14 protein-coding genes are annotated in these 24747 nt (G+C 40.0%); 6 read left to right on the forward strand and 8 right to left on the reverse strand.

The window, feature by feature from the left end:
- Positions 1-106: 106 nt before the first annotated feature.
- Both nagB and K322_RS0107935 read right to left on the reverse strand, forming a co-directional pair.
- A complete protein-coding gene (gene nagB, locus K322_RS0107930; RefSeq protein ID WP_026626408.1) occupies positions 107-919 on the reverse strand; it encodes a glucosamine-6-phosphate deaminase in 813 nt (270 codons plus the stop codon).
- 81 nt (positions 920-1000) lie between these two features.
- The gene (locus K322_RS0107935; protein WP_026626409.1) at positions 1001-2989 is read right to left on the reverse strand and encodes a glucosamine-6-phosphate deaminase; all 1989 of its coding nucleotides are present in this window, start codon (positions 2987-2989) and stop codon (positions 1001-1003) included.
- Positions 2990-3476: 487 nt separating this feature from the next.
- Between K322_RS0107935 and K322_RS0107940 the strand changes: the two genes are divergently transcribed.
- The 4 genes from K322_RS0107940 (at position 3477) to trxB (ending at position 8866) form a co-directional block, all read left to right on the forward strand.
- Positions 3477-6014, forward strand: coding sequence for an FtsK/SpoIIIE family DNA translocase (locus K322_RS0107940; RefSeq protein ID WP_026626410.1), 2538 nt, complete (start codon positions 3477-3479; stop codon positions 6012-6014).
- Positions 6015-6311: 297 nt separating this feature from the next.
- Positions 6312-7130, forward strand: coding sequence for a VanW family protein (locus K322_RS0107945; protein WP_026626411.1), 819 nt, complete (start codon positions 6312-6314; stop codon positions 7128-7130).
- A 42-nt stretch (positions 7131-7172) separates the two neighbouring features.
- Positions 7173-7805, forward strand: a complete 633-nt coding sequence (locus K322_RS0107950) for a LolA family protein (RefSeq protein ID WP_026626412.1) — start codon at positions 7173-7175, stop codon at positions 7803-7805.
- A gap of 128 nt (positions 7806-7933) precedes the next feature.
- Complete coding sequence (gene trxB / locus K322_RS0107955; RefSeq protein ID WP_026626413.1) at positions 7934-8866, forward strand: thioredoxin-disulfide reductase; 933 nt, start codon at positions 7934-7936, stop codon at positions 8864-8866.
- 76 nt (positions 8867-8942) lie between these two features.
- Here the strand turns inward: trxB and thiL are convergent, their stop codons facing one another.
- From thiL to K322_RS18925, 5 genes are all read right to left on the reverse strand, one after another.
- Positions 8943-9989, reverse strand: a complete 1047-nt coding sequence (gene thiL / locus K322_RS0107960) for a thiamine-phosphate kinase (protein ID WP_026626414.1) — start codon at positions 9987-9989, stop codon at positions 8943-8945.
- Positions 9989-10804, reverse strand: coding sequence for a purine-nucleoside phosphorylase (locus tag K322_RS0107965; RefSeq protein ID WP_026626415.1), 816 nt, complete (start codon positions 10802-10804; stop codon positions 9989-9991). The genes thiL and K322_RS0107965 overlap by 1 nt, the downstream gene beginning before the upstream one ends.
- Entirely contained in the window at positions 10761-11873 is a 1113-nt protein-coding gene (gene lpxK, locus K322_RS0107970; RefSeq protein WP_260203667.1) for a tetraacyldisaccharide 4'-kinase, read from the reverse strand. Before lpxK ends, K322_RS0107965 begins: the two co-directional genes overlap by 44 nt.
- Positions 11874-11878: 5 nt before the next feature.
- Positions 11879-13642, reverse strand: a complete 1764-nt coding sequence (gene sppA / locus K322_RS0107975; protein WP_026626417.1) for a signal peptide peptidase SppA — start codon at positions 13640-13642, stop codon at positions 11879-11881.
- A 371-nt stretch (positions 13643-14013) separates the two neighbouring features.
- Positions 14014-15333 carry an MFS transporter gene (locus K322_RS18925; RefSeq protein ID WP_084158541.1) on the reverse strand — a complete coding sequence of 440 codons (1320 nt, stop codon included), beginning with the start codon at positions 15331-15333 and terminating at the stop codon, positions 14014-14016.
- A gap of 107 nt (positions 15334-15440) precedes the next feature.
- Between K322_RS18925 and K322_RS0107985 the strand changes: the two genes are divergently transcribed.
- Together K322_RS0107985 and K322_RS0107990 are read left to right on the forward strand one after the other, a co-directional pair.
- Positions 15441-16319 (forward strand): LysR substrate-binding domain-containing protein, encoded by an 879-nt coding sequence (locus tag K322_RS0107985; protein ID WP_026626418.1) that lies wholly within the window; start codon positions 15441-15443, stop codon positions 16317-16319.
- Between the two features lie 311 nt (positions 16320-16630).
- Complete coding sequence (locus tag K322_RS0107990) at positions 16631-22201, forward strand: alpha-2-macroglobulin family protein (protein WP_026626419.1); 5571 nt, start codon at positions 16631-16633, stop codon at positions 22199-22201.
- A gap of 80 nt (positions 22202-22281) precedes the next feature.
- Here the strand turns inward: K322_RS0107990 and thrA are convergent, their stop codons facing one another.
- Positions 22282-24723, reverse strand: a complete 2442-nt coding sequence (gene thrA / locus K322_RS0107995; RefSeq protein ID WP_026626420.1) for a bifunctional aspartate kinase/homoserine dehydrogenase I — start codon at positions 24721-24723, stop codon at positions 22282-22284.
- Positions 24724-24747: the final 24 nt, after the last annotated feature.

Here is a 24747-nt window from a genome sequence, read left to right on the forward strand (position 1 = left end):
AAAAGTAGTGCAAGTTTGATAAATAAAAATCCCTTAAATGTGGTATATTGATAAAAAAAGCAACATGATTATGCTGCTTTAATTTTACGGTAGTATATCGAGGTCTTTATTTCAGAATATCCGATGGATTTAAGTTCTCACTTTCAATATCCTTGAAATATCTGTACGTTCCAACTTTTATTTCTTCAGTGGCAGCTTCGTCACATACTATAATTGCTTTGGCATGAAGTTGTAAGGCTGTGATAGTCCACATGTGATTTACCGATCCTTCGATAACCTGAGCTAAAGCTCTGGCTTTGTTATGCCCGTTTACCATGATAAGTACTTCATCGGCATCCATCACCGTTCCAACTCCAACTGTTAAAGCTGTTTTTGGTACTTTATTGATATCATTGTCGAAAAAGCGTGAATTGGCGATAATCGTATCTTTAGTTAATGATTTCATGCGGGTACGAGACGAAAGAGACGATCCGGGTTCGTTAAATGCAATATGCCCGTCGGGTCCTATACCTCCCAGAAAGAGGTCGATACCTCCTGCCATTTTAATTCTGGTCTCGTAGTCTTCACATTCTTTCTCAAGATCAGGAGCATTTCCGTTCAGGATATTGACATTTTCTTTCTTGATATTTATGTGATTGAAAAAATTGCTCCACATAAACGAATGATAACTTTCGGGGTGGTCTTCCGCCAATCCTACATATTCATCCATATTGAATGTAACGACGTTTTCGAAAGAGACTTTTCCTTGCTTATAAAGCTCAATCAGACATTTGTACATACCGAGTGGCGATGATCCTGTCGGTAATCCTAAGATGAATGGTTTGGCTGATGTCGGTTGTGCAGTGTTGATTCTATGAGCAACATAATTTGCTGCCCATTGTGAAATGTTGTTGAAATCAGGTTGAATAATTAATCTCATGAAGGTTGTTTTAGATATTTGTTTATAAAACGAAAAACAGACGCTTTTCGTCTATTCTCCGTTGTGTTTTATAACAATAAATCAAAGAGGTTTGTATTCAACAAAGGCTTCAATAGCTTCATAGGATGCCAATCCCAGTTTATGATAGAGTTCGGCTGTTGCGTGATTTCTGTCTTCCGACCGCTGCCAGAATAACCGTTCGTCATTACCTAAAAACGGAGCACTTTCCATCTGCGACTGGTGTTTCAATATAGATAAGCGTTTCGATCTTAGCTCTTCCGGGGAAATGGGTACCGCCATTTCTATATAATCGATTTCCCACTCTGCCCAGGCACCGCGATACATCCAGAACCTGCATTCCTTAAGCCATGTCGCCCCTTCTGATTTAAGTTCATCTATGGCAGCCAGTATTGCATCCAGACAAACTTTGTGAGTTCCATGAGGATCCGCTAAGTCTCCGGCGACAAATACTTCGTGAGGTTGAACCTTTTGCAGGTATGCTTTAACGATGTTAACATCTGCTTGTGTGATGGGGCTTTTCTGCACCTTTCCTGTTTCGTAAAAAGGAAGGTCAAGAAACGTGATATGTGAATCGGGGATGCCTATAAAACGACAGGCTGTAGTCGCTTCCTCCCGGCGTATGCGTCCCTTCATGAACAGTACGTCTTTATTGTCTTCGTCACCGATATTCTTTTCTTTCATCAGGAAATTCAGCACTTTATCCATTTGCTCCTTCAATGCTTTATCTGACGGATTATATTTCTGTATCACATTGTTGATCAGAGAAGCATAGCGAATCACCTCTTCGTCTCCGACTGCGATATTTCCGGATGTTTGATATGCAACATGTACATCGTGCTTCTGATTGACAAGTCTTTGGAATGTTCCACCCATCGAAATCACATCATCATCAGGATGAGGACTGAATATCACCACCTTCTTAGGATAAGGTTTAGCCCGTTCGGGACGATTAGAATCATCTGCATCGGGTTTACCTCCCGGCCATCCTGTAATTGTATGTTGCAGATCGTTGAAAACCTTGATGTTCACATTATATGCCGAACCGTATAAAGCAAGGAGTTCGCCAAGCCCATTGTCCTGATAATCTTTGTTAGTGAGCTTTAATATCGGCTTGTCAGTTTTGAAGCATAACCATACAATAGCTCTGCGTATAAGCTGATTTGTCCATTCACAGCTGGTTACAAGCCAAGGTTTACTGATGCGGGTCAGATCGTATGCCGCATTCAGATCAGTATATAATCGTATATTCGGATGGTTTTGCAGCCACGAAGCAGGAATAGAGTCACTAACCTCCCCTTCGACTACATCTTTAACACTTTTCGATTTATCTTCACCCCATGCGATCAAAGTAATTTTCTTTGCTTTAAGCATGGTGGATATACCCATTGTGATGGCACTTACCGGAATGGAGTCAGGTGTTCCGAAAGTATTTGCCACTTCTTTTTTAGATTGGTTATCTAATAATATGAGACGGGTTTGAGAGTTTATATTTGAACCTGGAATATTTACTCCGATGTTTCCTCCTCGACCTAAGCCCAGTAAAAGGTAATCGATGCCTCCGGCTTTTTCTATTTGCCGTTCATATTCTTTACAATGTCCAAAAATAGAGTCTTTGGCTATTGTGCCGTCAGGAGCATATATATTATTCGTATTAATATCTACATGATTCAATAATAATTCCTTTAATATCTGAAGATTGTTACTCGAACCTTTAGCTAGCGGATAATATTCGTAAATACTGAATACAATAACATTCTTAAAACTCAGATTCTCGTCTTTGTGCAGTCTTACGAGTTCCTGATATATGCTTTGTGGAGAATGTCCGCCGGGTAGGGCAAGAACAAAATTTTCGCCGGCAGCCTGCTTTCGTTGTATTTCTTCAGCTATCTTACCGGCGATATAAATAGAGGCTTTTTGAGCCGATTCGTATATCTGTGTGTCAACCTTTTCGAAACGAGTCAAGGCAGTTTGTTCAAAAGCATTAGATGGAAGGTAGTACTTTGCAGGAATGCGTTCCAACGTGATTTGAGAACTAAGATCTGTTTTCATTTGATTACAGGTTTTATATTTGCTTCAGTGAATTAAGGTCTCAGACCTTTTTATAACTTTGGTAAGTGTAACAACCAAAGACTGTTGTAAATTAAAAGTATATCATTAAATACTTTCTGTGAATTATCTATAACAAAATGACATCAAATATTGTTTATTAAGCGTGATTTATACCCTAATCATTATGCTTTTTTAGTAAAGATCGGAATTGTTTTCTTAACAAATGTTTTTTAGATGTTCTTTTGTGGAGAATTTTTTAATAATAAAAGGTCTGTAAAAACAGCTCAGCTATGCTTACAAAGTTATCAGGAAGGTCTGTCTCCTTAAAGTCGAATGAAATATTGATTCTAAATTGAAAAAATGTATCTTTGTTCTCCACTATCCACCGGATATAGGGATAGATGTTATCTGTTTTATATCCAGATTATTCGGAGAGGATTGGACTTTGTAAACGATTAAACCGGTCAATAGGCCGACATCTATAATTATGCCTGCAAAAAAGAGCAATAAGAAAAAAAATAATGTAAAAACAGGATCGAAGATACTTCGCTTTTTACGAAGCGAGAGAGGACGTTTCCTTATAGGAGTTTGTATCGTTTTCATAGCATTGTATATGCTGATAGGAATGATCTCTTTCTTTGTAACGGGAGCGGCTGACCAGAGTAAGGTTGTAAATAAGAATTTTATCGATCTCATTATTCATAAACAGGAGATAGCTAACTGGACAGGTGTTGGAGGAGCTTTTGTTGCCGAAGGGCTTATCAATAACTATTTTGGAATATTTACCCTGATTATTCCGCTTTACATTGCTATTGTAGGATTACGTATGATGGGGATTAAAACCCTGTCGTTAGTCAAAGGTTTCGTAATGAGTGCCTTTGTTTTGATCTGGGGTTCGATATTCAGTTCATTTCTCTTAACCAAAATATTTCCCGACAGCCATGTTAAATGGGGCGGAAGCCACGGTTATATCTTAGAGCAGTTGCTGGAGACTACAGTAGGCAGTATCGGTGTGATATTGATTATAGTCATGCTACTGGTAATATTTTCGGTTATTACCAAAAAGACTTCGATGGATTTTTACAGGAACAAATTTCCCGGAGCAAATAAGGATGCAGAGGATATCTCAGATTCTGAATATGATATAGAGGTTCCCGAAGAAGCGATTGAAGAAAAGAAACCTTCTTTAATAGCCCGTTTTCTCAATTTGTTTAAACGTAAAGTGCTGTCGGATGCTGGGACGAATGTAGATGAAAAAGAAGAGGGTACGGAAATAGATACGATAAACAGTTATCCCGAAGAGGAGGTCGACTTTGATTCTCTGAATACGGGAGGAGTAAATAAGCCTGTCAATAATCCGATACAGCATACAAGTCTCGATGATGATTTCGAAGTGGTTGTACCCCAGGAAGAGTCGTATGCGCCACGTGCCGAGCAACCCAGAACTGTAGTAACTCCGCCTGTACAGAATACATCTGAAGAACCCGATTTGTTAAATGCAGAAGATACGGAGGAAATGGAAGAGTATGATCCTACAAAAGATTTGTCTCAGTTTCAATTTCCTTCGATGGATTTGCTTAAGATATATGACACAACCGGTAAAGGTGTGGATATGGCTGAGCAGAAGGCTAATAAAGAGAAAATTATCAATACCCTGAGAAATTATGGTATTGAGATTACCAATATCAAAGCAACAGTAGGTCCTACTATTACATTGTATGAAATAGTACCTCAGGCAGGAGTCCGTATTTCGAAAATCAGAAATCTGGAAGACGATATTGCACTCAGCCTTTCGGCTCTTGGTATTCGTATTATTGCGCCGATGCCCGGAAAAGGAACAATCGGGATAGAAGTTCCGAACAAGGATGCACAGATTGTGTCTATGCAGTCGGTTATTGCTTCGAAACGTTTTCAGGAATGTACTTATGATCTGCCCGTGGCTTTGGGTAAAACCATTACCAATGAGATATTTATGTTCGACCTTTGCAAAATGCCTCACTTGTTGGTGGCAGGTGCTACAGGGCAGGGTAAATCCGTTGGTCTAAATGCTATTATCACTTCTCTTCTTTACAAAAAGCATCCTGCCGAAATGAAGATGGTGTTGGTAGACCCTAAGATGGTAGAGTTTAATATTTATTCTACTATTGAAAAACACTATCTGGCAAAACTGCCCGATGCAGAAAAAGCCATTATCACCGATGTAACGAAGGTCACTCAAACATTGAATTCTTTAACCAAAGAAATGGACGATCGTTACGAATTATTGATGGCGGCAAATGTGAGGACGATCAAAGAATACAATGAAAAATTCAGAAAACGGAGATTGAACCCTTTAAAAGGACACCGTTTCCTTCCTTATATAGTAGTTATTATTGACGAGTTTGGTGACTTGATAATGACTGCCGGAAAAGAAATAGAAATGCCTATTGCCCGTATTGCGCAAAAAGCCCGTGCGGTTGGTATCCATATGATTATAGCAACACAACGTCCGACAACAAATATTATCACGGGTACGATAAAGGCAAACTTCCCTGCACGTATGGCTTTCCGTGTGACATCGCAGATCGACTCGCGTACGATTCTTGATATGTCGGGTGCTAATCAGCTGATCGGTCGCGGAGATATGCTCTTTTCGCAGGGTAGCGATCTGGTTCGTATTCAGTGCGCTTTTGTGGATACGCCTGAAGTGGAAGAAATAACACAATATATAGGAAAACAACAGGGATATGCCCATGCTTTTGAACTGCCCGAATTTGTAGGAGCAGGGGATGATGACAGACCGGGAGCGGTTGACTTGAGTGACAAAGATCCATTGTTTGAAGAAGCTGCCCGTTTGATCGTGGTGCATCAACAAGGTTCTACTTCTTTGATTCAGCGTAAATTTTCTATCGGTTATAACCGTGCCGGACGATTGATGGATCAGCTCGAGGCTGCGGGTATTGTTGGCCCTACACAAGGCAGCAAACCCCGTGATGTGCTTATCGCAGATGAATATAGTCTTGAGCAGAAGATCAACTCGATATAAGAACGTGTTTGATTCATATTTATCTATAGTAAGATATTCTTTGAATAACTGAAAAAAATTGAGAAAAGGAAAACGATGCCACCTGATAAAGTACATTTTCGGTGTCACTTTTGTAACCTTTTTTGAAGAATCACCCCAAACCCCAGAAGGGGCTTTCTGAGTTTTAGTAGACCGAAGGGTAAAAGAAAACATCGGGAAGTATGTAATTTAAAGTAACCTTTGTTACCTTTTGTGGAAATTACACTTAAGTCTTGTTGGGATACAGATCCTGATTTTTGAAAACAACAACTGAACACTATGGATTTTCGGACTGTTATAAAGCCGGAACAGCGAGGACGGCTCAGAAGTTTTGTCGGTAAAGAATACTTTATATTGAAACGAAAACTACGTTGGATGAAAGATTCTTCCCTGTATAGTTTTGTAGATATAAAGAATGAAGACTGCGAGTATTCATTGATAAAACACAGATCGTTGCTATTACGTCCGTTGAAAGATGTGGATATGCATCTTCAGCATAACAAAATAATCAATCTGCGGTTAGCTATCGAAAAGCTTAATGGGACAGTGATTCATTCGGGAAAACTATTTTCTATCTGGCGTCAGGTTGGACGTCCCTCTAAGCATAAAGGGTATCTCGAAGGCTTGGCTCTGCATAACGGACAGATATTGTCAGACATAGGCGGAGGTTTGTGTCAACTTGGAAATCTTCTTTATTGGATGGCTCTTCATTCCGATCTGGAAGTGACGGAGCGTTGGAGGCACAGTTTTGATGTGTTTCCGGATGTCAACAGAAAGATTCCATTTGCATGTGGTGCGACATTGTCTTATAATTATATTGATTTGCAGTTGACAAATAATACATCAGCCAGTTATCGCATTAATTTGTGGCTCGATGATAAATATCTGAATGGCGAATTGTTGACCAATATACCTGTTGACAGCAGATATGAGGTCTTCGAAACAGATCATCAGATCAAACAGCAATGGTGGGGCGGATATACCCGTCATAATAAAATATGGAAGAGAAAAATAAATCTGGAGGATAATGGTATAGAGGAAACATTGGTATCCGAAAATCATGCAATAATTATGTATAATCCTCTGTTATCAGATTAAACGTTTGGTAAATTGGACAGTCAAAATAAGAAACTCTGAAAAATGAAAATAAAATTTATATTACTTTTCTTTATCTGCATAATAATGCAGGTATCTGCTCAGGATGCAAGACAAATTCTGGATAAAGCAAGTGCCGCTTATAATAAAGCCGGAGGAATGCACGCCGTATTTACTGTGAATATAGAGGAGGTAAAGCAAAAGGTTACTCACAGTCAGGATGGTGAGGCTTATCTGAAAGGGAATAAGTTTAAAATAAATGTGCCTGATGGAATTACCTGGTTCGATGGTAAAACCCAGTGGGTATATGCAAAAGGAGGTGATGAAGTGAATGTGAGTAATCCTACCGGTGATGAGCTGGCGGGTGTTAGCCCTTCTGTTCTTTTGAGCATATATAAAACAGGATATAAGCTGAACTATAAAGGAGAGAAGAAAGAAGGTGGGAAAACTGTTTTGGTTGTGGATCTTATCCCTGTGAAGATAAAAGAATACAGCAAGATGACAGTAACCCTTGACAAGGCTACTTATCTGTTTACATCAGTGAGCCTGTACGGAACAAGCGGAGTAAATAACTATCTGAAAATACGGAAACTGCAGTCGGGAATGAACTTGCCTGATGCAACGTTTATCTTTAATAAGAAAGAATATCCGAATGTGGATATTATCGACTTACGCTAAATACGAATTGGATAGAATTTGTTTATCTTTATATAGAAAATAAGTAACTATTAAAGTTTGTTTTTGATAAGTTGTATCTATATCTTTGTTCTCAATATTGAAAATAACAAATAAAATATACAAACATTATGAGCGAAAAAGTACGTTGTCTGATCATTGGTTCAGGTCCTGCCGGATATACTGCGGCAATTTATGCATCAAGAGCAAATCTTTCTCCGGTTCTTTATGAGGGTATCCAACCCGGAGGGCAGTTAACAACAACTACCGAAGTTGAGAATTTCCCCGGATATCCTGAAGGTATTACCGGAACAGAATTGATGGAAGATCTGAAAAAACAAGCCTCTAGGTATGGCGCAGACGTTCGTAACGGTATTGTTACCGCTGCCGATCTGAAGTCTACCCCTAAAAAGGTTACAGTTGACGGAAAGACTGAAATTGAAGCCGATACTATTATTATTTCTACGGGAGCAACAGCTAAATATCTGGGCTTGCCCGATGAAGCTAAATATGCAGGTATGGGAGTTTCTGCCTGTGCTACTTGTGATGGATTCTTTTATCGTAAAAAAGTGGTAGCCGTAGTAGGTGGTGGAGATACAGCCTGTGAAGAAGCAATTTATCTTTCGGGATTGGCAAGCAAAGTATATCTTATTGTGCGTAAGCCATTTTTGAGAGCTTCTAAAGTAATGCAAGACAGGGTTGAAAAGAACGAGAAGATAGAAATTCTATATAATACAAATACTCTTGGCCTATTTGGTGAAAATGGAGTGGAGGGTGCGCATTTGATCCGTTTTAAAGGTGAGGCTAACGAAGAGAAGTTCGATATTACTATCGATGGGTTCTTCCTTGCGATAGGGCACAAGCCCAATACCGATATTTTTGCAGGTCAGTTAGACCTTGATGAAGTAGGATACATCAAGACTCAGCCTAACCTGACAGCTACAAATATTCCGGGAGTGTTTGCTGCCGGTGATGTTGCCGACCCTATTTTCCGTCAGGCTATTACAGCAGCCGGAAGTGGTTGTAAAGCAGCTATCGAAGCAGAACGCTTTTTAGCAGACTAATGAATCTGCACTGTATATAAGTAAAAGGGAGGATAAACATAGTTTATTCTCCCTTTTATGGTATTATAGTCCGTGTTTATTCAGCTAATGAGTTCCAGCCCTGAGCTTTGAGCTCGATCTCGGTTCCATCTCGGGTTTCGAGAGCAAGACCTAGAGACTCATTGGTTATATGGCCGATGACATGTACTCCCTTCATCTTCGATACGATCTCGTGTTTATGAAGAGGTACGGTGAACAGTAGTTCGTAGTCTTCTCCTCCGCTTAGAGCGACAGTTGTGACATTCAGGTTGAATTGTTCAGCCATAGATGCGGTCTGATAATCGAGAGGAATACGTTCTTCATATATCCGGCATCCTGTTTTGCTCTGTGTACAGATATGTATCAGTTCGGAAGATAGTCCGTCTGAAATATCGATCATAGATGTCGGGACGATATTCTCGGCAGCAAGAGCCGCTACTATATCTTTACGGGCTTCGGGTTTCAGCTGCCTTTCTAACAAGTACTCTTTACCTGCAAAGTCGGGTGTGAAATCGGTTTTGCCATCAAATACAGCTTTTTCTCTTTCCAGTAATTGTAGACCCATATAGGCTGCACCAAGATCTCCCGATACACAAATGATGTCGGTTTCTTTTGCTCCGTTTCGTTTCACAATCTTACCTTCTGCTCCTTCTCCGATACAGGTTATCGAGATAGTCAAGCCGGTTAGTGAGGCCGAAGTATCACCGCCGACAAGGTCTACCCCATATTCTTCACATGCAAGATAAAGTCCTGCATAGAACTCATCCATATCTTCGACAGAGAATCGCTTCGAAACACCTAATGATACTGTTATCTGTTTAGGTTGACCGTTCATCGCATATACGTCCGAAAAATTGACGACAGCGGATTTGTAGCCTAAATGTTTAAGTGGCACATATACCAAATCGAAGTGTACGCCTTCTAATAGTAAGTCGGTTGTGACAAGGACGCGTTTGTCTTTGTCATCAGTATATGAAAGTATAGCGGCATCATCTCCTACTCCTAAAACAGAGCTGTTGTTGCGCAGCTCTACTTTTTCGGTTAAATGCTTTATCAATCCGAATTCGCCTAAATGAGCGATTTCGGTACGTTTGGTATTCTGCATTAGTTGAGTCTCTTGATAACTTCTTTGATAATGAAAGCCATTTTGGGCTGTGCTATTTTAGCTGCTTCTTGTACTTCTTCGTGAGTAACTTCCACAATCTTGCCAATAATACCTATATCGGTAATGATGGAAAAGGCAAGGACTTGCATCTTGGCATGGTTAGCCACGATTACCTCCGGTACCGTAGACATACCTACTGCATCACCTCCTATAATACGGAAGTAATTGTACTCGGCGGGAGTTTCGAAAGTCGGGCCCGAAGTTCCGATATATACTCCGTGCTGAAGTTTGATCTCGTTTTCTTTAGCAATTTCCATTGCTAGAAGACGAAGGTTTTTGTCGTAAGCATTGCTCATGTCAGGGAAACGGGTTCCCAGTTCATTGAAGTTTTTGCCTCGAAGCGGGTGTTCCGGAAACAGGTTGATGTGATCGTCGATCAGCATAATATCTCCAACATCGAAACTTCCGTTCATTCCTCCTGCGGCATTCGACACAAACAGGTATTTTACTTGTAAAGCCTGAAACACACGAACGGGAAATGTTACTTCCTTCATGTTATATCCTTCATAATAATGGAAGCGTCCCTGCATGGCGATAACTTCTTTTTCTCCAAGTTTGCCAAAGATCAGTTTTCCGCTGTGTCCTTCGACAGTCGATACCGGAAAATTAGGGATTTCGTTATACGGAATCTCTCTCTTGTCGGTAATTGCGTTAGCAAGCTCTCCAAGTCCGGTTCCCAAAATGATAGCATATTCGGGTATATTGCCTACTTTATTTCTGATGTAGTTGGCCGTTTCTTGTATTTTCTCTAACATGTTCTGTTATTTTGTTATTAAATATTTCTTTATCGTGTTCATTAACAAAGATAACCTCTATAGGCAGATAATAGAGCATTTCTTTGAAAGATTTATCCAGATTAACAAAAGATTTCAATCTGGCAGCGTCTTTTTCTGTAGTGATGATCATTTTTTCTCTTTTACCTAACGAGTTTACCTTTTCTTCTATCGAGGTGATGTCTTTATCGCTAAACTGATAATGATCTGAGAATAGCATCTTTTCGGCTTTCTTTGCATGCCTGCGGATCTTTCGTTCGAAAGGTTTCGGATTAGCAATGCCTGCAACGATGAGTACATCTTTATTCGATATCTCATTTAAAGATAATTTGGGCTTATCTGTATTAAACACAGGGGTAAGAAGTCCATACTGAAAAGAGGTGAAGAATAGATTCTGATATGGATATAAGTGTAAGTATTTAGATAAGATTCTTTGATCCAATGGGTTAGTAGAGGTTGGGCATTTGGTTATGATCACGATATCGGCTTTCTCTGCATAATGAGCAGGCTCTCTAAGGCGTCCGGCCGGGAGCAAAGCATCGTGAGTCATGAGACGGTTGAAATCTGTCAGTAAAACCGTAAAGGAAGGCTTTACATATCGATGTTGGAAGGCATCGTCAAGAAGTATGACATCGGGCTTTTCATTATCCGGAAGAGATAGAAGATTCTCTATTCCCCGTTGTCGCTTACTGTCTACTGCGACCGAAATATCCGGATATTTATTCTTTATCTGGTAAGGTTCATCGCCAATCTGAGACGCTGTAGAATCGGGTGTCGCTAAAATATATCCCGATGATTTTCGTTTGTATCCCCTGCTTAATACGGCTACTTTATAATTTGTTTTGAGCAGAGAAATTAAGTATTCGGTATGAGGTGTTTTCCCTGTTCCGCCTACCGTAATGTTTCCTATGCATATAACAGGTACAGGATATTCTTTTTGCTTTAGAATTTTCCAGTCGAAAAGCTTATTACGTATAAATACAATAAGACCGTACATCCATGATAATGGAAGCAGCCACTTATTGATATGTAAATTTTTGATATTTGTCACAGGCATTACTGTATATCGAGATCATAAGGCATACGAGCCTGTATGAAATCTTGTTCTTTTAAGTTGTTTATTTCTTTTATTGTTTTAAGTAGCTGAAAATCATTGCCCAAATATTCTTTTAAGGCGCGGGTTGCAAACTGGTCTTTTCCTGATTTCAGGAGCGTGCCAAGCATTCCCTGTTTATGAGGATATTCGTGTGTCGAATATTCCTGAGTATTGCTCAGTTTGGCCGCTTCTTTTACAGCATCGTCAATTCCGCCGATAGCATCCACCAATCCTATTTTCAGCGCTTGCTGACCTGTCCAGACTCTGCCCTCTGCAATCTTTTCCAACTGATCTTTTGGTATATTTCTGCCTTCTGAACATCTGGTCAGGAACAGATCATATCCCCGGTTGATATATTGCTGCAGTATTTCTTTTTCTTCGGAAGACATAGGTCGTGTGACATTTCCGAAATCAGAAAACTTATTAGTCTTCACCTTGTCAAAGGTAAGCCCTATTTTATTGGTAAGCCCCTCCATATTTGGAAACATACCGAATATACCGATAGATCCCGTTAATGTGGTTGGCTGTGCAAATATCTTTGTCGCATTGCTGGATATGTAATATCCCCCTGAAGCTGCATATCCGCCCATTGATACTACAACAGGTTTAGATGCTTTGAGTTCGGTAATGGCTCTCCATATCTGTTCCGATGCGTAAGCACTCCCTCCGGGAGAGTTTACCCTGAATACTACGGCTTTTACATCTTCATCTTTTTTCAGTTTCTCAATTTGACGGATCAGGTATTTGTCATTGATGTCTGACGAACTGTTTCCGCTCACAATAGATCCTTCTGCATACAGAATTGCGATTTGGTCTTTTGATTCCGATTCCTTCGGATCATCCACCGATTGCATATTGTCTATGGTTGCAACATGAACATCCTTCGATGATTCTACATGAAGCAATGTTTTTAAGTATTCTTTGACATCGGTTTCATACATTAAGGTATCAGCCAGATTGTTTTCTATGACAAAAGAGCTTGCCCTGAAAGCCGGAAGAGTATCAGTCAACTGATTCAGTTTTTCTACAGATATATTTCTCGATGAGGATATACCTTTTAACACAGTTGACCAGATGTCATTCGCAAAAGCAGTTACCTGCTCGCGGTTGGCATCACTCATTTTATCAAGCATATAGGGCTCTACTGCCGATTTGTATGTTCCGACTTTGAATATCTGCATCTCTACCCCGATCTTATCAAGTAAGCCCTTATAGAATGTAGGACTCACGGCAAGTCCATGCAGGTCGAGTGTTCCCTGAGGATTCATGATTACTTTGTCTGACACAGATGCTACAAAATATCCGCTCTGAAGGTAATCATCTGCATATGATATAATGAATTTTCCCGTGGATTTGAAGTCTATCAGTGCATTCCTTATTTCGACAAGAGAAGCACTCGGAGCGGTAAAATATCCTGATCGGATGTATATCCCCTTGATTTTATCGTTGTCTTTGGCTTTTTTGATAGCGGAAAGTATATCTGTTAAGCTTATTTCGGGACTGCCTCCTATATCCAGATAGTCATATATAGGATTAGGTGTAACTTTGTCTTTCATTACACCGGATAATTTGATCGTGAGTACAGTATTATCCTTGAGTGAATATGAGTCTGAGAATATTCCTGTAAACCCTACAATGATTAAAACAGCTATACCCCCGATAATAAGGCAGCTGATTAACACTCCGGCTATTACAGCCAGAACACTTTTGAAAAATTTCTTCATACAAAAGCAAAATATATAAAAAGCAAAATCACGGACTTATAACAAATGTAAGAAAAAAGATGAAAGTAACCTAATCAACTCACATTCTGTTATGGTAAAATCTTTTTGATTCAAAAGGTAACAAAAGTAACAGGATCAATAAACAATAATCAGTTAGTCATTATTAATTATGCTTACCTCTCTGTTTCCTAAAGGGCATGTCTTCGACTCTGCAAAGTCCCTTCAGGGGTTTGAGGTGATTCTTCAAAAAAGGTTACAAAAGTGACACCGAAATGTATTTTCTCGATTGTTAATTTATTTGCATATTTTTAAATTTTAGACCCCAGCCGTTTAAAGATCTCTTTTTACATAGATAAAAATTTTCATAGACCTTATTTATGATCTATCCGATGATTTTCGGCAATAACTGATTTGTGAATCAGTGTTGATACACGTTTGAATACAAGATGTATGCTTATTAATTTGTGGGTTGATATAAAGGAAATAAACAGAGCAAAACTTACCATGATCAGAGTTACATTCATAAAGGACAACCAGCCGAATTTGAATAGGACAATCCCGGTTAATGATCCGGTAAGACTTGATCCGGCATAATAAAATAGCCAATATAAACAGGTGGCGCTGCTTTTTGCTTTTTCGGCATGCAGCGAAACAATACGACTAGCCATGGTATGTGCGCTGAAAAAAGCAAAAGTCATCAGTCCCAGACCGAAAACGATTGTCCATAACTGCATGGTTTGAAGTAAGAACAGACCGGCGATCATCAATATCAATGATCCTTTGAGAAGTAATACGGGGCTTATCTTATCAGACCAGCTGCCTGTAAGTATCGATCCGGCGACTCCGGTTATGTACATCAAGAATACCATAGCCACAACATAGTGAGGTAAGGCAAACTGAGGCGACTCAAGGATAAAGTCGAGATAATTGTAGATACTTACAAATACTCCCATAATCATTGCTGCGACAAAATACATACCTAAGAAAAGAGGGTCTTTCAGGAAGGTCTTCATTTGAGAGAGCTTTTCATTAAAATGAACCTGCTTAGGTTCGAAATGATGAGATTTTGGAAACCTTCTCATGAATATAAAACTGAGACCCAGACTTATTATCCCGATTATTGCTGTAGCATATCGCCAGTCGCTCCATCCCGAAATAAGAATGGCTATTACACGTCCCGACATTCCGCCGATAGTGTTTCCGCTAAGATAAAGGCTTATAGCCAAACCGATAACTGCAAGGCTGACTTCTTCCGACAGATAAGCCAAAGCTACTGCCGATACTCCAGAGAGAACAAGTCCTTTCATGAAATTAATGGCTACAAGCATCGGAAAATTCCAAACGAATGCAGAGCCGATAGTCAGGAGTGAAGATATAAATAAAGTGATAGTCATTAACTTTTGCCGTGAGATAGCATCAGCCTTAAAAGCAAATATAAACAACCCGACAGCCATACCTATGGTTGTTGAGGAAACGGCTAAACTGCTCATTGCCGGAGTTATGTCAAAATCATTGCATAGATACGAGAGCATTGGCTGAAATAAATACAACTGAGCAAAAACAGATAACCCTGATATAAATATACAATTTCGGATTTGTTTGAATCTTTTTGAGTGTTTTCCTGCTTTGTCAGATTGAGCAGGATAATCATCTTCGTCGTTTTCTTTAATGTCTAAAACAATCTCTTTCATTACTGCTTTTCTTTTATCAATTGCAAAGTTACTTATATCAAAAATTATAGATAGATTTGTGAAAAGGTATTTTTCGATAGTAACCATAGGTAAAACCGATTGATTGTATGGAACTCCGGCAACTAAGGTATTTTGATAAGGCAGCCGAATTGCTCAACTTTACTGAGGCTGCACGTGTGCTTTTTATATCGCAAAGTACATTGTCTCAGCAGATAAAGCAATTGGAGGATGAATTGGGGGTACTTTTGTTTGACAGGGTGGGAAAACACATTGTACTGACAGAAGCGGGTGCTTCTTTTCTTCCTTATGCACGAAAAACAATATTGGATTCGGAAAACGGCAAGCAGATAATTTTGGATCTGCAAGGTTTACAAACCGGAGTGCTTAATATTGGAGTAACGTACAGCCTGAGTTCTTTATTGACAAAGGCTTTGATCAGCTTCTCAAAAAAATATCCCCAAATACATGTTGAGATCATGTTTGCCACATCCGAAGAATTGGTTGAAAAATTGATAAACAACAAAGTCGATTTTATTTTGTCATTGGAAGCCGAGAATATTGACCCTTCTTTCGAGGTAGTTCCCCTGTTCGAATCGAACCTGCATTTAGTCGTTCATCAGTCTCATCGACTGTCTAAACTCAAGACTGTAACATTGAACGAAATCGGACAATTCTCGCTTCTTCTTCCATCTAAAGGGTTTATTACACGCCGTGTTTTAGATGCTATTTTCAAAAAGAAACGATTGAGTCCGTTTATTAATATCGAGTTGAATGATGTTCATTCCATATTGCATCTTGTAAATACCGGACACTGGATAACAATAGTCTCTCTGGCTTCGATCAAAGATCAGCCCGAATTGGTTGCTATACCGATAGATACAGATGAAGATTTATCAACACATGCTTCTTTGTTTTGGGCCAGAGGAGCCTATCGTAAGAAATCGGCGTTGGCCTTTGCCGAGATTTTATCGAATCGTGAGTTGTAAATATAATATTGCGGTGTATTGATCGTTTAAAAGAAGACGGTATAATTGAATAGGGATATGTGTGTTAATCTAAATTTATTACATTTGCCATAACTAAGTAGCAGAAAGTATTTAATGATATACTTTCTATTAGTAGTCTTTGGTTTTTATACTTGCCAAAGCATTAAAAAGGTCTGAGGACTTATATTAGGTAACAGTCAGTATGTAATGATGTATTTAGGTGATAACTGTCTGTTGATTCTGTACTTGTAAAGTAAATAAAAAGGTCTGAGACCTAAAAAAATCAGTATTCACTAAAATTTATATAGCTCATGAGAAAGCATATTATCTCAGGATTTATGACCCTGTCGGCTCTTCTTGTTTTACTATTGGTAAACTCGTGCCGGAGCGAAGGTCCCCGGACAATTAATCCCGAATTTGCACGGTATATAGCAGCCTTTACATACGGAACTGTGTCATCATCTTCATCTATTCAGATCGAATTAAATCAGGATATGCCTGCCGTAGAATTGAATAAGGAGATAGACGAAGACCTATTCGAGTTTTCGCCTAAAATAAAAGGTAAGGCGTATTGGACAAGTTCCCGTTCTATCAAATTTGTACCCGAAGCCGGAGAATTGAAGCAGGGCGAAATATATGATGCTTGGTTTAAACTGGATAAAGTTTTACAAGTCGAAAAAGATTTCAAGGAGTTTTATTTTTATTTCAAAGTTCCCGAGCTGAATTTTACTGTAGATCTATTGCCTTATTCGCCCACGAAAGACAATGACCTGACATGGAATACCGTGCAGGGTACTATTTCTTTTGCCGATGATGCTCAGATAGCTGATATCGAAAAGATGTTTAAGGTCGAAGGCAATCCCAATGACGCGAAAGTAAAGGTGTCGCCTACCGAAACTACGGGGAGGTATGCCCTTACTATTGATAGTCTGAAACGGACAAATCAGGATTTGGTTTATATCCTAAGGGTAGATGGAAGTGCAGTCGGCGCAAAAAAAGAACCCGAAAAACTGCAAATAAATATTCCGGGAATCAAACAGAAGACATTCTCGGTGGTTGATGTACGTACTGCTTACGAACCTACCGAATGTATACGTATTACTTTCAGCGATCCGTTATCAAGCAACCAGAATATTCAAGGTCTTGTAACACCGAACGGAGCAGAGAATTTTTCGTACGACATACAGAAAAATGTTCTGAAACTATATCTTGATGGAACAAACAGTGCTTCAAATATTGATTTGAGCATCTATAAGGAACTGAAAAGTGCCGGAGGTAAATCTCTGGATAAAACATATAGCTACAGTCTTTCGGTAGAGAAAAACAAGCCGGATGTTAAATTATTGAACTCCGGTAATATCCTGCCTAATTCGGATCACCTGAATATTCCTTTTCAGGCTGTGAATTTATGGGCGGTGGATGTATCTATCGTCAAAATATATGAAAATAATATACTAGGTTATTTGCAATCGAACAATATTGGCGGATCGGAAGAGTTGCGTCGTTTTGGGCGGCTGGTTCTCAAAAAACGTATCCGTTTGGATGAAGACCGTACGATGAAACTGAATGAATGGAATAATTTCTCTCTGGATTTATCTACTCTCATAAAGCAAGATCCGGGAGCTATCTACAGGGTATTGTTTACATTCAAACAGGAGTATTCATTATATCCATGTGGCGGAATGATTCCGCAGGTTCCTCAGGATGCAGGGCTCCAACGCTTTGATAATAATATGTCGGAAGAAGATGAAGCTGTTTGGGATCAGCCTTACTCATATTATTACGATCCTACAGATTGGGAGGATTATAACTGGGAAGAGCGGGAAGATCCTTGTAAAAAGAGCTATTATACAAACCGTAAAGCCGATTGTGTAGTTCTTGCGTCCAATATAGGGATGGTTGCCAAAATAGGTTCGGAAAAGAAAGTACAGATTGCATTGACTGATATCCTTACGACTAAACCATTGTCGGGAGCCGAGGTGGATGTTTATAATTACCAGATGCAGCGGATAGGTTCGGGCAAGACCGACGGAGACGGATTTGCTTCGATTGCCTATCAGGGAGGAGTGCCCTTCGTTATTGTCGCATCAGATGGAAAGGAGAAAGGGTATCTGAAAGTAACCTCAAATATGTCGCTTTCATTGAGTAACTTCGATGTCAGCGGAAAAGAAATCGAAAAAGGTCTGAAAGGTTATATTTATGGTGAACGGGGAGTCTGGCGTCCGGGTGATTCTATTTATCTCACATTTATTTTGGATGATAAAGGAAATGAATTACCAAAAGGGCATCCGGTATCTCTCGAACTATACACTCCTACAGGACAATTATATTATAAGGGGGTGAATACTTCCGGTATAAACGGGTTCTATCCGTTTAAATTAACTACCGATGCTAATGCTGTTACCGGTAACTGGCGGGCATTGATAAAAGTGGGAGGAGCTACATTTTCCAAAACAGTAAAAATCGAAACCGTTAAGCCTAACAGGCTCAAAATACGTCTGAACGTAGGCGAGGTGATAGATGCTAGCAGGGGATCATTCTCTTCGAGTTTATCTTCGCAATGGTTACATGGAGCACCGGCTGCCAATCTGAAAGCAACGGTAGAAATGACTTTGTCGTATCTGGGTAATCCGTTTAAAGGATATGAGGCATATTCATTTAATAATCCCGCGAATAAATTCAATTCCGATACATATACTATATTCGATGGACGGTTAGATGCTGGAGGTAACTCCAACGTATCGGCTCAGCTGCCTCCTGCGGTAAATGCTCCGGGTATGCTGAAAGCAAATTTTGTATCGAGAGTGTTCGAATCAGGTGGAGATGCCAGTATTTATACTCAAACTGCTGCTTATTCGCCTTATCCTGCTTATATAGGGTTGAAATCTCCGGCTGAATCGGATTATGATATGCTAGAAACGGATAAAGATAATATGATAGATGTCGTAACACTTACGGCAGATGGCCGATCTATAAATCGTTCGGGCATCAACGTGAAGGTATATAAAGTAAACTGGTCGTGGTGGTGGAACCGTAATGATGATGACCTGTCGTCATATGTGAATAATACTTCTGCCAATATCGTACTGGATGAAGATATATCCACGTCGGGAGGTAAAGCCCGTGTGAAATTCCGTGTCAATTATCCCGAATGGGGACGTTATCTGGTATTAGCTACCGATAAGGGAGGGCATACCTCGGGTAAAATACTCTATATAGATTGGCCTTCGTGGAGAGGACGTGCTGATAAACAGGATGCCAGCGGTTTGACAATGCTGTCATTCTCGACAGATAAACGTTCGTACAATGTAGGAGAAAAGGCTACGGTAATACTTCCTAAAAGTTCCGATGGACGGGCTTTAATAAGTATCGAGAACGGATCGAAAGTATTGTCACGCAATTGGGTAAAAACAAGCGCAGGAGAAGATACTAAGTATACTTTTGAAGTAACAGAGGATATGACCCCTAACTTCTATATTTTTGCGACATTGTTACAACCCCATGCCCAGACAGACAATGATCTGCCTATACGTATGTACGGAGTATTAAACATAAGTGTTGATAATAAGAATACAATACTTTCACCCGTAATTACGATGCCGAATGAACTTCGTCCCGAAAAAGAGTTTACGGTGGCTGTATCCGAAAAGAATAAGAAAGAAATGACCTATACTCTTGCCGTTGTGGATGAAGGGTTATTGGATTTGACGTCATTCAAGACTCCAAATGCGTGGAGTGATTTTTATGCCCGTCAGGCGTTAGGAGTCCGCACATGGGATATGTTCGATATGGTAGTGGGCGCTCAAACCGGAAAACTAGGCCCCCTGTTGAGTATCGGTGGTGATGAGGCCTTAAAGCCCTCAACTAATCCGGTAAACCGATTTAAGCCTATTGTTAAGTACCTGGGGCCATTTACCTTGAAAAAAGGAGAAAACAAGAACCATAAGATAAAACTCGATCCTTATGTAGGTTCGGTACGGGTGATGGTTGTTGCCGGAAATACCGACGGAGCATACGGTAGTGCAGAAAAAACAGTACAGGTAAAAAATCCGTTAATGGTATTGTCTACTCTGCCTCGTGTTGCGGGTCCTGATGAAGAAATAATGCTTCCGGTGAATGTATTTGCCATGGACAAAAAGGTCAGGAATGTAAATGTTACCGTGCATGCAGCGAATGGACTGATGCAATTTGTGGACGGTACATCCAAATCGGTAACATTCACAGAAGTCGGAGATAAGGTTGTTTATTTCAAAGTGAAAGTGGCTAAGAAAACCGGAGCTGAGAAGATTACAATAAAAGCAACCGGAGGAGGTGAAACTTCGAATGAAACAATAGATATCGAGGTTCGTAATCCAAATCCGGCGATATTGCTTACATCCGAAGCCTTAGTCGGATCGGGGCATAGCGAAGATCTGTCAATCTCTATGGATTATCCGACTGCCGGTGATTGGGCTAAACTCGAAGTGTCTCGTATGCCGGGAGTTAACCTGAGTAAAAATATGGATTACCTGTTCAGTTATCCGTATGGATGTTCGGAACAAGTTACATCGAGAGCATTCCCTTTGTTGTATGTAAGTGCATTCAGAACGTTTACAGACAAAGAGAGCGAGCGCATGAAGTATGTAATAAATGAAGCCATAAAGATATTGACAGCTCGTCAGATGGGAGACGGAGGTATTGTTTACTGGCCCGGAGCATCCTATCCTGCCGAATGGGTGACTACATATGCAGGACATTTCTTGGTAGAAGCACAGAATAAAGGATATAATGTGCCCGAATCGGTCATCTCGAAATGGAAACAGTTCCAGAAAAAAGCCGCTCAGAAATGGAATAGGGGAGACTTGTATAGTTCATACTATAGCTATTCGATGAGCGATTTGCAGCAAGCTTACCGTTTGTATACATTGGCTTTGGCAAATCAACCCGAATTGGGAGCGATGAACCGCCTGAAAGAAATGAGCGGATTATCGGTACAGGCTCGCTGGCGATTAGCTGCCGCTTATCTTCTGGCGGGTAAAAAAGATGCTGCCAGACAATTGATAAACGGCGCGAATCTGGTGATCGAAAATTATTCGGTATATAACAATACGTATGGAAGTCCGGCTCGTGATATGGCGATGATAATGGAAACAAACCTGTTGATGGGAGAAACATCCAAAGCATTGTCTATTGCTCCTAGAGTTTCGGAAGAATTGAATTCTTCCTATATCTCAACACAGAGTGCGGCTTACGGATTGATAGCTATGTCGAAACTTGCAGAAAAAATGGGTAAAGGTATTATTGCGTTTGAATGGTCTCTGAACGGTGTTTCTCAGAAATCGCAAAGTTCTGGACTGGTATATCAGGAATTCCCGATCAAACCGCAGGAGAGTATAAATGTGAACTTTACGAATAAAGGGCAGGGACAATTATATGTTCGTCTGGTTGGTCGTACACAACCTCTTACAGACAAATCCGAACCGAAGAGTGATGGTATCAATCTGTATGTGAAATATGTGGATGAAAATAATAACGAGATAGATGTGAAATCGCTGCGTCAGGGTACAGAGTTTTATGCAGTAGTAGTCATACAGAATGTATCCGGTGAAGCTATAACAGACCTTGCTTTGAATCAGATATTCCCGTCAGGATGGGAGATATTCAATAATCGTTTGTTCAATTCGGGAGCAAATAATACATCGTCTTTCACTTATCAGGATATCAGGGATGATCGTGTAATGACATTCTTCAACCTGGGCTACGGATATTCAACAACCGTGAAGATTCGTTTGCAGGCGGCTTATTGCGGACGATTCTATTTGCCCGCTGTATCCGGAGAGGCTATGTATAATGCTCGCACTCAAAGCTGTACAAGCGGTATGTGGGTAGAGGTAATACAATAATAGATTTACTAAATTTCAATAATATAGAAAATGGGAGCTGATTTTATTCAGCCCCCATTTTTTTATAGTATTGAAACAACTTATCTCACATTAGCTATACTGATAATATCAGAAAATACACCGGCAGCCGTTACGCTTGCACCAGCTCCATATCCTTTTATGATCATCGGATACTCGTTATATCTTTCGGTCGTAATCTGTATGATATTGTTGCTGCCTTCGAGTTCATAAAAAGGATGGCTCAGATCTACTTCCTGTAATCCGACTTGACACGCTCCATCTTCGTATTTAGCAACAAAACGAAGGCGTTTTCCTTCCGACTCAAGTTTTTTGCGGCGTTGTTCAAATTGTTCATCCATCTGGTTTATGTTATTCCAGAATTCGTCCAAACTTCCGTCAAAATATTTCTGAGGGATAAATAGGTTTACATTTACATCTTTCTGTTCTACTTCATATCCGGCTTCACGGGTTAGTATGACCAGTTTTCGTACAACATCTGTTCCTGATAGGTCTACACGGGGATCAGGCTCTGCAAATCCGGCATCTTTAGCCATTTTAATTGTTTCGCTGAATGGGATACGGTCATTCATTGTATTGAAGATAAAATTGAGAGTTCCCGATAATACAGCTTCTATCTTGATGATCTTATCTCCCGAATTGATCAATGAGTTCATTGTATTGATAATCGGAAGACCTGCTCCGACATTTGTTTCGAACAGAAACTTAATATTCCGTTCTCGTGCAGTATTCTTCAATTTCAGGTAACTGCTGTATGCCGATGATGCTGCTATCTTGTTGGCTGTAACAACCGATATATTGTTAGCGAGCATTTTCTCATATAGAGCAGCTATTGGTTCACTTGCTGTACAATCGACAAAAACAGCATTGAAGATGTTCATATCCAATATCTTATCTTGAAGAATGCTGGGCGAGCTGGCTATTCCCTTTTTGTCCAGCAGTTCGTCGTAATTATCAAGATCAATTCCGTCTCTTGTAATCAGGGCTTTGCGGCTGTTGGATATTCCTACTACATTCAGTTTTAAGGAGTATTGCTCTTGCAGTTTAGGTTGCTGCATCCTTATTTGCTGTATCAGGTTTTTCCCGATAATACCTGTTCCTACAATAAATAGGTTCAATGCTTTAAATTCAGACAAGAAGAATGAATCGTGGATGGAGTTCAAAGCCTTGCGAAGGTACTTGTTCTTGATAACGAACGAGATGTTTACTTCTGATGCACCTTGAGCACAGGCAACCACGCTTATACCGCTTTTTCCTAAAGTCTCAAATAATTTTCCTGCAATTCCCGGAGTATATTTCATGTTTTCGCCGACAATGGCTACTGTAGCCAGCTCCTGCTCCAATTGAACACGGTTGATACTGCCTAGCAGTATTTCATTTTGGAATTCATGTTCTATAACTTCCACAGCGAGAGGAGCATCTACTGAGCGTACACCTATCGATGTACTGTTCTCGGATGAGGCTTGAGATACGAGGAATACGCTGATTCCGTTGTCAGCCAATGCTTTGAATATTCGGTAATTGACACCTATAATACCAACCATTCCTAATCCCTGAATAGTGAGCAGGCAGCTGTCTTCTATAGACGAGATACCTTTGATCAGGGCTTTTTTCTTTGGATAATTTGTATCATTGGAAATAAATGTTCCGGGCAGTTCCGGTCTGAATGTATTTTTTATCCGGATGGGTATATTCTTATGATATACAGGGAATATAGTCGGAGGATAAATCACTTTAGCCCCGAAGTTACATAATTCGGTAGCCTCAGTAAAAGTTAGATGCTCAATGACGTACGCTCCACTGATAACTTTGGGGTCGGCAGACATAAAGCCGTCTACATCCGTCCATATTTCTAAAACATCAGCGTCGAGAGCTGAAGCAAAAATAGCAGCGGTATAATCAGAACCTCCACGTCCCAGATTTGTAATTTCGCCTTGAGTCTTACAAGCCGAGATAAATCCTGATACGATTACTCTTCCGGATGATGCTGCGTAAGCATTCTTTATCAGAGATGATGACAATTCGATATCAGGAGTATGTTTCCCAAAGGCCGAATTTGTTTTGATGAGTTGTATAGCATCCAATGAGTCGAAGTTGTCTAATACATAACTGACAATCAATGTGGACATCCGTTCGCCATAGCTGGCTATTTTATCAGCTGTGCGAAGCGACAGGTCGTTAATCAGGTATACTCCTTTGAAAATATTGCTCAACTCGTCAATCAGTACGTTTATTTTCATAAACAGTTCTTCTTCCTTTGCTTTTTCGAGTCGCAGTTCCCTGATTATAGTTATATGCGTATCGGTAATCTCAGCGAATAGAGCTGCATAGTCTATACTGCCATTTGCTGATAACCGAGAAGTTTCGAGCAGTTTGTCCGTTATTCCTCCGAAAGCGGAAATGACAACCACTAAAGCTCCTTTTTCGGCGGCTATTATATTTTTTACATTCAGAATATTTTGAGCAGAACCGATAGAACTGCCTCCAAATTTCATTACTTTCATCAGAGTAGTATATTTTCTGTTTTT

The organism is Indolivaga capnocytophagoides DSM 22835, from assembly GCF_000426485.1.
GTDB lineage: Bacteria > Bacteroidota > Bacteroidia > Bacteroidales > Dysgonomonadaceae > Dysgonomonas_A > Dysgonomonas_A capnocytophagoides.